Source organism: Paraburkholderia phymatum (genome assembly GCF_040965635.1).
In the GTDB taxonomy this organism is placed as follows: domain Bacteria; phylum Pseudomonadota; class Gammaproteobacteria; order Burkholderiales; family Burkholderiaceae; genus Paraburkholderia; species Paraburkholderia phymatum_B.
In genome coordinates, this window is sequence record NZ_JBFRCH010000001.1 from 456,105 (window position 1) to 468,591 (window position 12,487).

12 protein-coding genes are annotated in these 12,487 nt (G+C 63.3%); 7 read left to right on the forward strand and 5 right to left on the reverse strand.

What is annotated here, in order from left to right; all coding sequences use genetic code 11:
- Positions 1-2: 2 nt before the first annotated feature.
- Together AB4Y32_RS02105 and AB4Y32_RS02110 are read left to right on the forward strand one after the other, a co-directional pair.
- On the forward strand, positions 3-437 hold the full coding sequence (locus AB4Y32_RS02105; protein WP_368719743.1) for a CHRD domain-containing protein: 435 nt from the start codon (positions 3-5) through the stop codon (positions 435-437).
- 166 nt (positions 438-603) lie between these two features.
- Complete coding sequence (locus AB4Y32_RS02110; protein ID WP_368719744.1) at positions 604-1,554, forward strand: alpha/beta hydrolase; 951 nt, start codon at positions 604-606, stop codon at positions 1,552-1,554.
- Here the strand turns inward: AB4Y32_RS02110 and AB4Y32_RS02115 are convergent.
- Positions 1,524-2,366, reverse strand: coding sequence for an EcsC family protein (locus AB4Y32_RS02115; protein ID WP_368719745.1), 843 nt, complete (start codon positions 2,364-2,366; stop codon positions 1,524-1,526). The two genes, AB4Y32_RS02110 and AB4Y32_RS02115, sit on opposite strands and share 31 nt — an antisense overlap.
- A gap of 138 nt (positions 2,367-2,504) precedes the next feature.
- Between AB4Y32_RS02115 and AB4Y32_RS02120 the strand changes: the two genes are divergently transcribed.
- Together AB4Y32_RS02120 and AB4Y32_RS02125 are read left to right on the forward strand one after the other, a co-directional pair.
- Positions 2,505-4,100: an MFS transporter gene (locus AB4Y32_RS02120; RefSeq protein WP_368719746.1), complete on the forward strand. Its 1,596-nt coding sequence runs from the start codon at positions 2,505-2,507 to the stop codon at positions 4,098-4,100.
- A 33-nt stretch (positions 4,101-4,133) separates the two neighbouring features.
- Positions 4,134-4,604, forward strand: a complete 471-nt coding sequence (locus tag AB4Y32_RS02125) for a MarR family winged helix-turn-helix transcriptional regulator (RefSeq protein WP_342932419.1) — start codon at positions 4,134-4,136, stop codon at positions 4,602-4,604.
- A 108-nt stretch (positions 4,605-4,712) separates the two neighbouring features.
- Here the strand turns inward: AB4Y32_RS02125 and AB4Y32_RS02130 are convergent, their stop codons facing one another.
- A complete protein-coding gene (locus AB4Y32_RS02130; protein WP_368719747.1) occupies positions 4,713-5,990 on the reverse strand; it encodes an amino acid deaminase in 1,278 nt (425 codons plus the stop codon).
- A 141-nt stretch (positions 5,991-6,131) separates the two neighbouring features.
- Here AB4Y32_RS02130 and AB4Y32_RS02135 point away from each other — a divergent pair, with 141 nt between their 5' ends.
- Genes AB4Y32_RS02135 through AB4Y32_RS02145 form a run of 3 tightly spaced genes read left to right on the forward strand, consistent with a single transcriptional unit; the run spans position 6,132 to position 8,958 of the window.
- Positions 6,132-7,022 carry a MurR/RpiR family transcriptional regulator gene (locus AB4Y32_RS02135; RefSeq protein WP_368719748.1) on the forward strand — a complete coding sequence of 297 codons (891 nt, stop codon included), beginning with the start codon at positions 6,132-6,134 and terminating at the stop codon, positions 7,020-7,022.
- Between the two features lie 3 nt (positions 7,023-7,025).
- On the forward strand, positions 7,026-8,513 hold the full coding sequence (locus AB4Y32_RS02140; protein WP_368719749.1) for an amidohydrolase family protein: 1,488 nt from the start codon (positions 7,026-7,028) through the stop codon (positions 8,511-8,513).
- Between the two features lie 58 nt (positions 8,514-8,571).
- Positions 8,572-8,958, forward strand: a complete 387-nt coding sequence (locus AB4Y32_RS02145) for a RidA family protein (RefSeq protein ID WP_087734100.1) — start codon at positions 8,572-8,574, stop codon at positions 8,956-8,958.
- A gap of 113 nt (positions 8,959-9,071) precedes the next feature.
- On the opposite strand, the gene queF is transcribed toward AB4Y32_RS02145, so the two are convergent.
- From queF to ilvA, 3 genes are read right to left on the reverse strand one after another with little or no spacing between them, the layout of a single operon-like run.
- Positions 9,072-9,896: an NADPH-dependent 7-cyano-7-deazaguanine reductase QueF gene (queF, locus tag AB4Y32_RS02150; protein WP_368719750.1), complete on the reverse strand. Its 825-nt coding sequence runs from the start codon at positions 9,894-9,896 to the stop codon at positions 9,072-9,074.
- On the reverse strand, positions 9,893-10,795 hold the full coding sequence (locus AB4Y32_RS02155) for a 5'-nucleotidase (protein WP_087734098.1): 903 nt from the start codon (positions 10,793-10,795) through the stop codon (positions 9,893-9,895). The genes queF and AB4Y32_RS02155 overlap by 4 nt, the downstream gene beginning before the upstream one ends.
- Positions 10,796-10,812: 17 nt before the next feature.
- Positions 10,813-12,336: a threonine ammonia-lyase, biosynthetic gene (gene ilvA / locus AB4Y32_RS02160; protein ID WP_368719751.1), complete on the reverse strand. Its 1,524-nt coding sequence runs from the start codon at positions 12,334-12,336 to the stop codon at positions 10,813-10,815.
- Between the last annotated feature and the right edge of the window lie 151 nt (positions 12,337-12,487).

The following is a 12,487-nucleotide window of genomic DNA, read 5'->3' on the forward strand; positions in this document are numbered from 1 at the left end:
CAATGACTGCAATTCGAAAGCTGAGCTTGGTAGCTGTGCTGTGGGCGCTGGCGTCGGGTGTTGCGCTTGCGGATACGGTCGAATTGAAGGCCGACCTCGAACCGTCGAGCGAAGTGCCGCCGCGCGTGAGCCATGGGCACGGCGCATTGGATGCCGCTTTCGATACCTCGACTAAGATCCTCAAATGGACGGCGACTTACGAGGGCTTGTCGGGTCCCGTGACGATGGCGCACTTCCATGGTCCAGCGCCCGTCGGTCAGAACGCGAAGGTGCAGGTGCCTATCGACAAGAACGCGTTGGCCAGTCCGATCAAAGGTTCCGCGACGCTGACTGAACAGCAGGTCACGGACCTGATGGCGGGACAGTGGTATTTCAACGTTCACACGGCGCAGAATCCATCGGGCGAAATTCGCGGCCAGCTCCTGCCGGCGAATTGAACGGACTCGTTCGCTAGAACAGTCCACAGCGTTTCCGGCGTTCGCATTTTTCAAACGGCGCGCGCCCATTTGCGGCGCCGATAAAACCCGCCTTCGAGTCTCCTTCGACGGAAGTCAGCCAAAAGCGACGTACCATGGCGCTTAACCGTCGATGGAGACCATTCCGATGAGTTGGCAAAGCGCCTTGGCGTGCTGGTTTCTGCGCCGTCAGTTTCATCCTCAGACGCGGTATCCGACGATCAACGCCGAACGCGCGCGCAAGATGACCGCGAAGCGCGCTTATACGCCGCGCGTGCCGCCCGGATGGACGTTGCACGAACGATATCGCGAGCAGGACTGGCCTTTGCGCGGCGAATGGCTCACACGCGTCGACGGCCAGCACGCGGCGGCGATCCTGTACCTGCATGGCGGCGGTTACTACTTCTGCTCGCCGCAGACACATCGCGCTGCTTCCTTCGGTCTTGCCACGCGCGGCAATGCGCGCGTCTTCTCGCTCGATTACCGGCTCGCGCCGGAACACCCGTTTCCTGCCGCGCTCGACGATGCGCTCGCCGCGTATCGACATCTGCTCGCAGAAGGGACGAAGCCGGAATCGATCGTGATCGCGGGCGATTCGGCGGGCGGCGGACTTGCGCTTGCGACCCTCGTCGCGTTGCGCGATGCCGGTGATTCGCTGCCCGCGGGCGCGATCCTGTTTTCGCCGTGGACCGATCTGGCCGCGACAGGCGCGTCGCTGGAAACGAACGACGGCATCGATCCGATGTTCCATGGTCCGTCCGTCGCGCGCGCTGCAAAGCTTTATCTGGGCGACACGCCCGCGACGCATCCGTACGCTTCGCCGCTCTACGCGGACCTGAGCGGCTTGCCGCCGCTCTTCATGCAGGTGAGTAGCACGGAAGTCCTGCTCGACGATTCACGCCGCGTCGCGGACAAGGCGCGCGCGGCGGGCGTCGATGTCGACTTCGAAATCTGGCGCAAGATGCCGCACGTATGGCAGCTATGGGTGCCGTTCATCCCGGAGGCGGGCCGCTCGCTCGATCTCGCAGCCCGTTTCGTCCGGCGCGTGACGAGCGTGCCGGGCAACGTTCAGCCGTCCAGCGAAACGTCGATTGCCTGATAGGCCGCCTGGACGGCCTCCGAGCCGTACTGGCGCTCCAGCCTGCGCACGGTGAAGTGACCGTGCGCGACCTGCTGGAAGTGATCGATGAAGACGGTGTTCACCATCGCGCCGAGCACCGCGCCGATCGCCGGAATCGACTTGGCCGCGATCTGCTCGCTGACCTGCACCGAGAAGCGCGACGCGATCGTATTCATGAGACGCAAAAGAGCCGCCGAGCCGTGCGTCGTGAATCCCTTCGTCGCGATCTCCGACGATGCCTTCGACACCGCCTGCGCCAGCGCGCCGCGCATGATGAAGTAGCCGTAGTCGGCGTCGTCATCGGCTTTCGACGTGCCGCCCATGCCGAGCACTGTCAGACATTGCAGTTGCGTATCGATCGACGTCAAATCCTCGCCCTCGCTGCGCGCGACATCGCAGATCGAACGGAACATCAGCGTCGTCGTGACGGGCAGTTCGACGGGCAGCGCGAGCAGTCCAAATGCGCCGCCCGCGGCGCCCGTCGTCGCGACGGCGAACTTGTGCAGCAGATTGCTCGGCCGTTCGCTGACGCCGGGCGGCGCGCTGCCGACCGGTCGTCCGAGTGTGCGGAGCGCGATCTGCAGACACTTGCGCAGTGCGAGTTGCGTCGCGTCGTTGACCTTGTCGCTGGCCATCGACGGCATGCGCGCGATCAATTTTTCCAGCGGCGCCCCGACGATGCCCGCCAGTTTCATCGCCAACGCGGGGCTTTCGAGTTCGTGCTTCGCGCGGCGCAGAGCCGCCAGGTCGTCGGTGGAAAGCGGTGTGGCGGCAAGCGTGACTGTATTCATGAATCTCCCTGACTTCGTCTGATGGCGATTTTCTTACGCATTCCGGGCGAAAACAGCACGCCGAAGCACGCAGGATTAGAACCGTTCAGCGTGGTATGATTCAGTATCGTTGACTCGTCAACAGTTGCACCATCAAAAATGGCCGTACACACTGCCGCCCATCATTCGAGTGGGCAAGTTTTACCGTTCCGGGAATCGTTGCTGGCGATGCTCGGTGTCTCTTTCGTGTCGATGCTCGTCGCGCTCGACCAGACGGTAGTCGGCACTGCGCTGCCCACGATCGTCGCCGACCTGAAAGGGTTCGAGCTTTACGCATGGGTCGCGACGTCCTATCTGCTGACCTCGGTGATCACCGTGCCGATTTTCGGGCGCCTCGGCGACTACTACGGGCGCAAGCCGTTCGTCATTGCGTCAATCGTCGTGTTCACGGCGGCCTCGGTGCTATGCGGCGCGGCGCACGACATGCTGTTTCTCGTGATCGCGCGCGGCCTGCAGGGCATCGGCGGCGGCATGCTGGTCGGTACCGCATTCGCGTGCATTCCCGATCTGTTCCCTGATTCCGTCGTCCGCCTGCGCTGGCAGGTGCTGATGAGTTCTGCATTCGGCATCGCAAACGCCGTGGGTCCGTCGCTCGGCGGTTTTCTGACGCAGTACTACGGCTGGCGTTCGGTGTTCTACGTGAACCTGCCCGTCGGCCTGCTGTCACTGTTCTTCGTATGGCGGTATCTGCCGCATCTGCGGCATGTCGTGCACGAAGGCAAGATGCGGCTCGACTGGCCGGGCGCGCTGTTGATCGCGCTGTCGCTCGGCAGCTTGCAGCTCTTCGTCGAGCTTCTGCCGAAGCATGGCGTGACGGCGTCGGCCGTTGCGTTGCTGGCGATCAGCGTCGCAAGCGCGATTGCGCTGTGGCAGTGGGAAAAGCGCTTCCCGCAAGCGATTCTTCCCATCGACATGTTCCGCAACCGGAGCCTTTCCGCGCTCTTCATTCTGGCCGTGCTGGGTGGCTTCGCGATGTTCTCGCTGCTGTTCTACGCGCCGCTGCTGTTTCAGGGCGGCTTCGGCATGATGCCGAACGAGGCGGGCCTTGTGATCACGCCGCTCGTCGTGTTCATCACGATTGGCAGCATCGCGAACGGGCGCGTCGTGTCGCGCATTCCGAATCCGAACGTGATGCTGTACATCGGGTTTGCGCTGTTCGCCGCAGCGTCGCTCGGCGTGGTGGTCGCCACGCGCTCGATGCCGCACTGGCTGCTGATGCTGTTCATGACGCTCGGCGGCCTCGGCCTCGGTTTCGTGCTGCCGAATCTCACCGTGTTCGCGCAGCAGACGGCGGGCCGCGAGCATCTCGGCATTGCGACGGCGCTGCTGCAATCGCTGCGGATGATCGGCGGCATGATCGGCACGGCGCTGACGGGCACGCTCGTCACGCATATGTACGCGAGCGGCGTGCGCAATGCACTCGACGCCGAGCACGCGAGCCAGTGGTTCGCCAATCTCGGCGATCCGCAGATTCTCGTCAATCGCGATGGACAGCACACGCTGTTGAATGAACTCGCGCACGCGGGGCACAACGGCGCCGTGCTGCTGGAGTCGGCGCGCGAATCGCTGGTCGGCGCGATCCATATGGGTCTCGCGCTGGGCGCGCTGGTCGCCGTGTTTGCGGTCTGGCAAAGCCGACGCGTTCCGCCCGTCAGGCTGCGCAAGCAGATCGAGCCGGTCGTCCACGTCGATTGACCTGTGTTTCAGCGCTTCGGAATTAGAAAGATCATGGAAGAACAGGACCGCGTCGCTATCCTTCAACAGTTCGGCCGCACGTATCGCGCGTTCATGTCCGCGTTCGAAACGCGCGTCGGACATCCGTTGCCGCGCTGGCGCATTCTGCTCGCGCTGTACGAACAGGCGGGCGAATCGTCGCAAAAGAAGCTGGTCGAGCGCTTGCGCGTCGATCCGGGCGCGCTGACGCGTCAGCTGAAGTCGCTGGAAGCAATGGGCTGGATCGCGCGCAGCATGGACGAGCGCGATAACCGCATCACGAACGTAAAGCTCACGGACGAAGGCCGCGCCGCAATCGAAACGAGTCTGCCGAATCGCAATGCGTTCCTGCACGACACGATGGCCGCCTTGCCTGACGACGTGCTCGCGGGATTGGGGAGCGCGCTGACGATGCTCGAGGCGCGCATCGGGGAAGTGGTGACGGCCGCGTCGGCTGACACGGAAGCCACGGCCGCAGGGCGTTGAGCGGCTGAAAGAGAGCGGCGTATACCGCGACACGTAGCGAGTGTCGCGCAGCGCCGCCTCAATCGAAGCACCAGTCGAAGCACCGGTTGAAGAACCGATCGAAAAAAATCAGAAGAACGTTTCGATCACTTCCGTCACGCGATACGACGGGTCGAGCACGAGCACCTGACGCCACTTGTCGAACGTCAGGCACGGATGCGATATGTCGAACGCGACCATGTCGCCGACCTTGAGATCGGCGCCTGCGGGAATCCGCAGATACGCGTGCTGATCCATCATGCCGAAAATTTCCCAGCCTTCGTCAGCGGCGACGTCGCGCGGCGCCTGCGTGCCCGGACGGTAGTGCTTCGCGGGCTCCGGATAGCCAGCGTCGAACGCCGAGTCGCGCTTGCCGAGGCCGATGATCGCGCGGTCCGGTTCGGGAATCGATTGCACGTAGGCCCACAGATGCAGCGCGGGCAACAGGCCTTCGCCCATGCGCTTCGCGACGGGATTGCGTTTGAAGATGTCCGTCTGCGCCTTGCGATAGATGCCGACGTCGTGCGTCAGATAGCAGCCCGGACGCAGCACGATCTCGATGCGATCCTTGCGTGAAGCGTTCGCGAACTCTTCCGCGACGACGTCGTACCACGCCGAACCCGCACCCGACAGCACGGCGGGCGTGCGCGCAAAGCGGCCCTGATCGGACAGTTCGAGCGTGAGCTTGACGGCGCTGCGCAGAAAGTCGCGCACTTCCTGTTCTTCCTTCAGCACGCCCTCGTACAGTTCTATGCCCGCGAGCTTCAGCGAATCCGGATAACGCGTGATCGCGTCGAGCACGGCGCTGGTCTGCGCTTCGTCGCGCACGCCCGTGCGGCCGCCCGGCACGCCGAGTTCGACCAGCACCTGCAACTGCTTCTTCACCGAGCCGAAGAACTTGCCGAGCTGCTCGACGCCTTCGACGGAATCCACGAGACAGAAGAACTCGAAGTCGGGATCGCTCAGCAGCTCGGCGATCATCAGCATGTTGCGCTTGCCGATCAGCTGGTTCGCCATCAGCACGCGCGAGACGCCGCCGTGATACGCGGCGCGCACCTGATGCGCGGTCGCGAGCGTGATGCCCCATGCGCCCGTTTCGATCTGACGACGGAACAGTTGCGGCGCCATCGTCGTCTTGCCGTGCGGCGCGAGCTTCACGCCGTATTCGGCGACGAACTTCTGCATCCAGTTCAGGTTGTGCTCGATGCGGTCCGCGTACAGGACGGCGGCCGGCAGGCTCACGTCCTCGTCGAGCAGATTCCATTCGAGACGCGCTGCGTCCGCAAGCTGGATGCTCGTGCCCGGCACATTGCCCAAGCCCTTGCTATAAGGATCGATCGTCGCTCCCTGATAGTTTGTAACTTTCATGTCACGCTGCTCCATCATCCAGTTAAATCGAATCGAAGTTGACTTTCACATGTTACCGAAAGTAGGATGATTGATGAAATGTTATTTAGTACCACGCATCCGGCGACCGATGTTACCGGCGCTGCGTGGTGCGCGCGAGCCATGAATTCCACAGCCGAACCCGTTGCCTTCGACATCGTCGCGCGCATTGCCGAATGCGCGCCCGAGTTGCGCTCGGCGGAGCGCAAGGTGGCGGCGCTGATCCTCGACGATCTGATGGGCGCATCGCGCGCCAGCATCGGCGCGTTGGCGGAGCGGGCGGAAGTGAGCGTCGCGACGGTCACGCGTTTTGCAAAAGCGGTTGGGTGTCGAGACGTGCGCGAACTAAAACTGCGGCTCGCGCAGGCGGCCGCCGTCGGCCAGCGCTTTCTGCAGGCGGGCGCGCAGCCCGACACGCCCGAGCCGCTCGCGACCCGCGTGTTCGACGAGTTGCAGACGGCGCTCGCGCACAATCATCACCTGCTGTGCCAGGCGCCCATTGCGCAAGCCGCTGCCGCCTTGCGCGAAGCGCGGATGATCTACGTGTTCGGCATGGGCGGCGGCTCGACCGCGCTCGCCGACGAAATGCGCTTTCGGCTCGTGCGTCTGGGCCGGCCGGTCGCGACGTATCAGGACGGGCTGTTGCAACGCATGGTGGCATCGACGGTATCGCGCGACACCGTCGTGATCGCGCTTTCGACGACGGGCCGCGTGCCGGAGATGGTCGACAGTTGCCGCATCGCGCGCAGCTACGGCGCGACGCTCGTCACGGTGACGGCGCCCGCGTCGCCGCTTGCGAAGCTCGCTGACTGGCTGATCCCCATCGTCGCGTTCGAAACCGATTTCATCTACAAGCCGTCGTCGTCGCGCTACGCGATGATGATGGCGCTCGACGTGCTCGTCACCGAACTGGCCCTGAGTCTGGGCGACGAGAGCCGCGAACTGCTGCGCCGCATGAAGCATGCGCTCGATGCGCATTGCGGCGGCGGCGACCGACAACCGCTAGGAGACTGATCCATGCATTCGCATCCCGAAGCCGCCGATACGCTGATCGTCGGCGCGCAACTGTACGATGGCACGGGCGCGCCGCCTGTCGAGCGCGACGTGGCGATACGCAATGGGAAGATCGTCGCGATCGGCAATCTGTCGAACTGGCTGGCCGAAGAAGTGATCGAGGCTAACGGACGTGCGCTCGCGCCAGGCTTCATCGACGTTCACACGCACGACGACACGCATGTGATCCGCTCGCCGCAAATGCTGCCGAAGATCACTCAAGGCGTGACGACGGTGATCGTCGGCAACTGCGGGATCAGCGCGTCGCCCGTGTCGCTGAACGGCGATCCGCCCGATCCGATGAACCTGCTCGGCGAGCGCGATGCGTTCCAGTATCCGACCTTCGCCGCGTATGTCGATGCGGTGAATGCGGCGAAGCCGTCGGTGAACGTGAGCGCGCTGATCGGGCACACGGCGCTGCGCAACAACCATATGGACCGGCTCGATCGCGCGGCGACACCGCAGGAAATCGACGGCATGCGCACGCAGCTCGAAGAGGCGCTCGCGAACGGTGCGCTCGGCTTGAGCTCAGGGCTCGCGTATGGCTCGGCATTCGCCGCGCCGACTGAAGAAGTGATGGCGCTCGCTGAGCCGCTCGCAGTGGCGGGCGCGCTGTACACGACGCACATGCGCACGGAGTTCGACGCAATTCTCGACGCGATGGACGAGGCGTATCGGATCGGCAAGCACGCGCGCGTGCCCGTGGTCATTTCGCATCTGAAGTGCGCGGGGCCGTCGAACTGGGGGCGCAGCGTCGAGGTGCTCGGATCGCTCGAAGGCGCGCGCCGGCTGCATCCCGTGGGTTGCGACTGTTATCCGTACAACCGCAGTTCGTCGACGCTCGACCTCAAGCAGGTGACGGGCGATATCGACATCACGATCACGTGGTCGACGCCTCATCCCGAGATGGCGGGCAAGCTGGTGAAGGACATCGCGGCCGAGTGGGGCGTGACGCAGCAGGAAGCCGCGAAGCGCCTGCAGCCGGCGGGCGCCGTGTATCACAACATGTCCGAGGACGATGTGCGGCGCATCCTCTCGCATCCGGCGACGATGGTCGGCTCCGATGGCTTGCCGAACGATCCGTTGCCGCATCCGCGTCTGTGGGGCGCGTTCCCGCGCGTGCTCGGACATTACGCGCGCGACCAGCGGCTGATTCCGCTCGAAGAAGCGATCCGCAAGATGACGAGCCTGTCGGCGCGACGCTTCGGTTTGAAGGAACGCGGCGAAGTGCATATCGGCTATCACGCCGATCTCGTGCTGTTCGACCCGGCGCGCGTGCGCGATGCGGCGACGTTCGACAAGCCGCGGCAGGCCGCCGATGGCATCGACGCGGTGTGGGTGAATGGCGTGCTGTCATATCTCGACGGCACGCCGACGGGCGAGCGCGCGGGCAAGTTCGTCGCGCGTGGAGCGACGGCGGCATCGCGCGCCGCGTTGTCCGACGCGTTTTGAATTTCGATTGATGCGTTCGCATTGGGTGCGAACGCGCTTACGTGACAGGAGTTGAACGATGAAACGTTATGGCGTTGAAGGTGGCAAGGGCACGGGCGGTCAGGTGATGCCGTTCGCGCGCGCGGTCGAAGCGGATGGCTGGCTGTTCGTGTCGGGGCAGACGCCGATGGAGAACGGCGAAGTGATCAACGGCGGGATCGTCGATCAATCGCGCAAGGCGATTCAGAACGTGCTCGCTATTCTGGCCGAGGCGGGATACGGGCCTGAGCACGTCGTGCGTTGTGGCGTGTGGCTCGACGATCCGCGCGATTTTGCATCCTTCAACAAGGTGTTCAAGGAATACTTTGGCGCGAATCCGCCCGCGCGCGCGTGTGTCGTTTCGTCGATGGTGATCGACTGCAAGGTCGAAGTGGATTGCGTTGCTTATAAGAAGCCTGCGGCTTGAGGTTTTGTTTGCCCTTATCGCTGGCATCCGCGTTAGCGCCTCGCGGCGCTAACGCGGATGCCAGCAAAAAACAAAAAACAAAAAAACAAACAGCGTCGCAGACAGAAAAAAACTCACTGCCTTGCAGTGCGCAAATTATCCGGCATCGGCAGATTGAAATTCGTGCGGAACGGATTGATATCGAGCCCGCCGCGCCGCGTATAGCGCGCATACACGGCCAGCTTCACCGGCTGACAAACCTTCAGCACATCGGTAAAGATCTTCTCGACGCACTGCTCGTGGAACCCCGTATGGTTCCGATAAGAAATGATGTACCGAAGCAGTGAAGCGTGATCGATCTGCGGCCCGACGTAATGAATCTGCACGGAGCCCCAATCGGGCTGACCCGTCACCGGGCAATTGGATTTCAGCAGATTCGAGAACAAGGTCTCCTCGACAGGCGCTTCATCGAGCGCGGCCTTCAGCAAACCGGCATCCGGCTGATAAATCTCCGCATCGAGATCGAGCCGGTCTAGCGAAGTCCCTTCGAACTCGTCGAGCCCGAGCTTCGAAAACTCCGCGGGCGGATAGAGATGCAACGACACCGAAGCGCCACACGCGGCGGACACATCGCGCTTGATGGCATCGCGCACGACGTCGATCGAATCGAATGAAGTCTGTGCAAAAGACCCGAGATATAGCTTGAACGATTTCGACTCGACGATATTCGGCGAATCCGCCGGAATATAGAAAGTCGCAATCGCGATCTGCGGCTTGCCGCGTGCGTTGAGCCACGACAACTCATACGCGTTCCAGATGTCCGTGCCGAAGAAAGGCAAGGTCGCGCCGATGCCGATCTGGTCGCGCGCATTTTTCCGCGCGATCGGGAAAAGCAGCGTTGCGTCGTACTGTTCGGTATAAGTGGCCGGTTTGCCCAGCGGAGATTGTTCGGGTGTCATGATGCGTTCACGATGCCACTCACGACATGCCCGATCGCTGTCACGTCACGGGCCGATTCGCAGTGGCGAATTTGATCGTCGAAGAAAAAATCCGGCTCGAACTCGCGCAGAAAGGCGCTCTTGTCGAGCCCGCCAAGAAACATCGCTTCGTCGATTTCAATGTTCCAGGCCATCAAGGTGCGGATCGCCCGCTCATGCGCGGGCGCCGAGCGCGCCGTTACGAGTGCCGTGCGAATGTGCATCGGCGCGGCTTCGTCGGCCAGCGTCTGCAAGCGATGCAGTGCCTGCAGCAAAGGTTTCAGCGGCCCGTCGGCGAGCGGCAGATCCTTATTGTCGATCTCATGACCGACGAATGCCCGCAAGCCATCGCTCTGAAACACGCGCTCGGCTTCGTCGGAAAAGAGCACGGCGTCGCCGTCGAACGCAATACGGATTTCGTCCGGGTACTTGCTCGCCATTTTCGCCGATTCGGGTAAAACGCGCGCAGCGGGAAATCCTGCCGCGAGCGCGTCGCGCACGTCGTCCTGATTCGCGGACAGAAACAGCGACGCATTCAACGGCTTCAAATACGCAAACGGCGCGCGGCCGCGCGTGAACACGCCGCGCTCGATCGCAAGCCCATGCTCGCGGCAAGAGCTGAAGGCGCGCAACCCGCTGATGGGATCGCTGCGCGACAGTATCACCACTTCCACGCGATGCGCGCCCGCATTCAGCGCGAGCAGCTTGCGAATCAGCCCAAACGCGACGCCGGGCTTGGCCGGCACGTTCAGCCGTTCGCGCTGCAGCCCTTCGTATGCGCGCAGATCGCCTTCCTCGTACACGCGGTTCTCTTCCTCGAAATCGAACAGCGCGCGCGAGGAAATCGCCACCACCAGCTTGTCGTTCAGCGAAAAGGCCATGCGTCAATGGACATGCGTCAGGCGAGGAACAGTCGATACACCGGGTTCGCCGTCTCTTCCCAGTACGGATAGCCGAGCGTCGCGAGGAAGCGCGCAAATTCCGCGTCTTCCGCCGACGGCACCTGAATGCCGACGAGGATCGAGCTATAGTCCGCGCCCTGGTTCCGGTAGTGGAAGAGGCTGATGTTCCAGTTCGGCGCCATCGACGACAGGAACTTCATCAGCGCGCCCGGCCGCTCGGGAAACTCGAAGCGGAACAGGCGCTCGTCGTGCGCGAGCGGCGAGCGCCCGCCGACCATGTAGCGGATGTGCTGCTTCGACAGTTCGTCGCCCGTCAGATCGACGGTCGCGAAGCCGTGCGCCTCGAACGCGCCCGCAATCTGCGCCGACTCGCTGCGGTTGCGGATCTGCACGCCGACGAAAATATGGGCGGACTTCGCGTCCGCAATACGGTAGTTGAATTCGGTGACGCTGCGCGTGCCCACCAGCTCGCAGAAGCGCTTGAAGCTGCCGCGCTCTTCCGGAATCGTCACGGCGAACACGGCCTCGCGCGCCTCGCCCACTTCCGCGCGTTCCGCGACGAAGCGCATGCGGTCGAAGTTCATGTTCGCGCCGGACGTGACGGCGATCAGCGTCTGGTTCTCGATGCCCTCGCGCTCTGCATACTGCTTCGCACCCGCGACGGCCAGCGAGCCCGCCGGCTCCAGCACGCTGCGCGTGTCCTGGAAGACGTCCTTGATCGCGGCGCACAGCGCGTCGGTGTTGACCGTCAGCACGTCGTCGAGATACTCCTGGCACAGGCGGAAGGTCTCTTCGCCGACAAGCTTCACGGCCGTGCCGTCCGAGAACAGGCCGACTTCGTTCAGCGTCACGCGCTTGCCCGCCTTCAGCGATTGCGCCATCGCGCACGAGTCGTCGGTCTGCACGCCGATCACCTTGATCTCCGGGCGCACCGATTTCACATACGCCGCGATGCCCGCCGCGAGACCGCCGCCGCCGATGGGAACGAAGATCGCGTGAATCGGCGCCTGATGCTGGCTCAGGATTTCCATCGCGACCGTGCCCTGGCCGGCGATCACGTACTCATCGTCGAACGGATGCACGAACGTCAAGCCTTGCTGTTCCTGCAACTTCACCGCGTGTGCGTAAGCATCGCTATACGATTCGCCCGCCTGCACGACTTCGACGGTCGGCCCGCCGTGCGCGCGCACGGCATCGACCTTCACTTGCGGCGTCGTCACGGGCACGACAATGATCGCCTTCACGCCCATGCGGGCCGCCGACAGCGCGACGCCCTGCGCATGGTTGCCCGCCGAAGCCGTGATCACGCCGCGCGCGAGGGCGTCGGCGGGAATGTGCGCCATCTTGTTGTACGCGCCGCGCAGCTTGAACGAGAAGACGGCCTGGTTGTCTTCGCGTTTCAGATAAATCGGGTTGCGCAGCCGAGCGGACAGATTCCGCGCATGTTCGAGTTCGGTCTCACGCGCGACGTCGTAAACGCGGGCGGTGAGGATTTTCTTCAGATAGTCGTGGGAAGCCATGCGGATCACGCGCGATGCGCTTTTATTGGACGGGAAAAGATCAATGATAGCGCCAACGGCCCGCCCCGACGCACCTGATCCGGCATTCGGCCGTGGGCTTTCGCCTCATTGATGCTGCCGGCCAGCCGACCGGACGGTCGGAAAATCGCGT

What these genes read in the sequence shown, in the direction of transcription:
- AB4Y32_RS02105 (WP_368719743.1), top strand. Translation starts at nt 3, where the DNA reads ATGACTGCAATTCGAAAGCTGAGCTTGGTAGCTGTGCTGTGGGCGCTG.
- AB4Y32_RS02110 (WP_368719744.1), top strand. Translation starts at nt 604, where the DNA reads ATGAGTTGGCAAAGCGCCTTGGCGTGCTGGTTTCTGCGCCGTCAGTTT.
- AB4Y32_RS02115 (WP_368719745.1), bottom strand. Translation starts at nt 2,366, where the DNA reads ATGAATACAGTCACGCTTGCCGCCACACCGCTTTCCACCGACGACCTG.
- AB4Y32_RS02120 (WP_368719746.1), top strand. Translation starts at nt 2,505, where the DNA reads ATGGCCGTACACACTGCCGCCCATCATTCGAGTGGGCAAGTTTTACCG.
- AB4Y32_RS02125 (WP_342932419.1), top strand. Translation starts at nt 4,134, where the DNA reads ATGGAAGAACAGGACCGCGTCGCTATCCTTCAACAGTTCGGCCGCACG.
- AB4Y32_RS02130 (WP_368719747.1), bottom strand. Translation starts at nt 5,990, where the DNA reads ATGAAAGTTACAAACTATCAGGGAGCGACGATCGATCCTTATAGCAAG.
- AB4Y32_RS02135 (WP_368719748.1), top strand. Translation starts at nt 6,132, where the DNA reads ATGAATTCCACAGCCGAACCCGTTGCCTTCGACATCGTCGCGCGCATT.
- AB4Y32_RS02140 (WP_368719749.1), top strand. Translation starts at nt 7,026, where the DNA reads ATGCATTCGCATCCCGAAGCCGCCGATACGCTGATCGTCGGCGCGCAA.
- AB4Y32_RS02145 (WP_087734100.1), top strand. Translation starts at nt 8,572, where the DNA reads ATGAAACGTTATGGCGTTGAAGGTGGCAAGGGCACGGGCGGTCAGGTG.
- queF (WP_368719750.1), bottom strand. Translation starts at nt 9,896, where the DNA reads ATGACACCCGAACAATCTCCGCTGGGCAAACCGGCCACTTATACCGAA.
- AB4Y32_RS02155 (WP_087734098.1), bottom strand. Translation starts at nt 10,795, where the DNA reads ATGGCCTTTTCGCTGAACGACAAGCTGGTGGTGGCGATTTCCTCGCGC.
- ilvA (WP_368719751.1), bottom strand. Translation starts at nt 12,336, where the DNA reads ATGGCTTCCCACGACTATCTGAAGAAAATCCTCACCGCCCGCGTTTAC.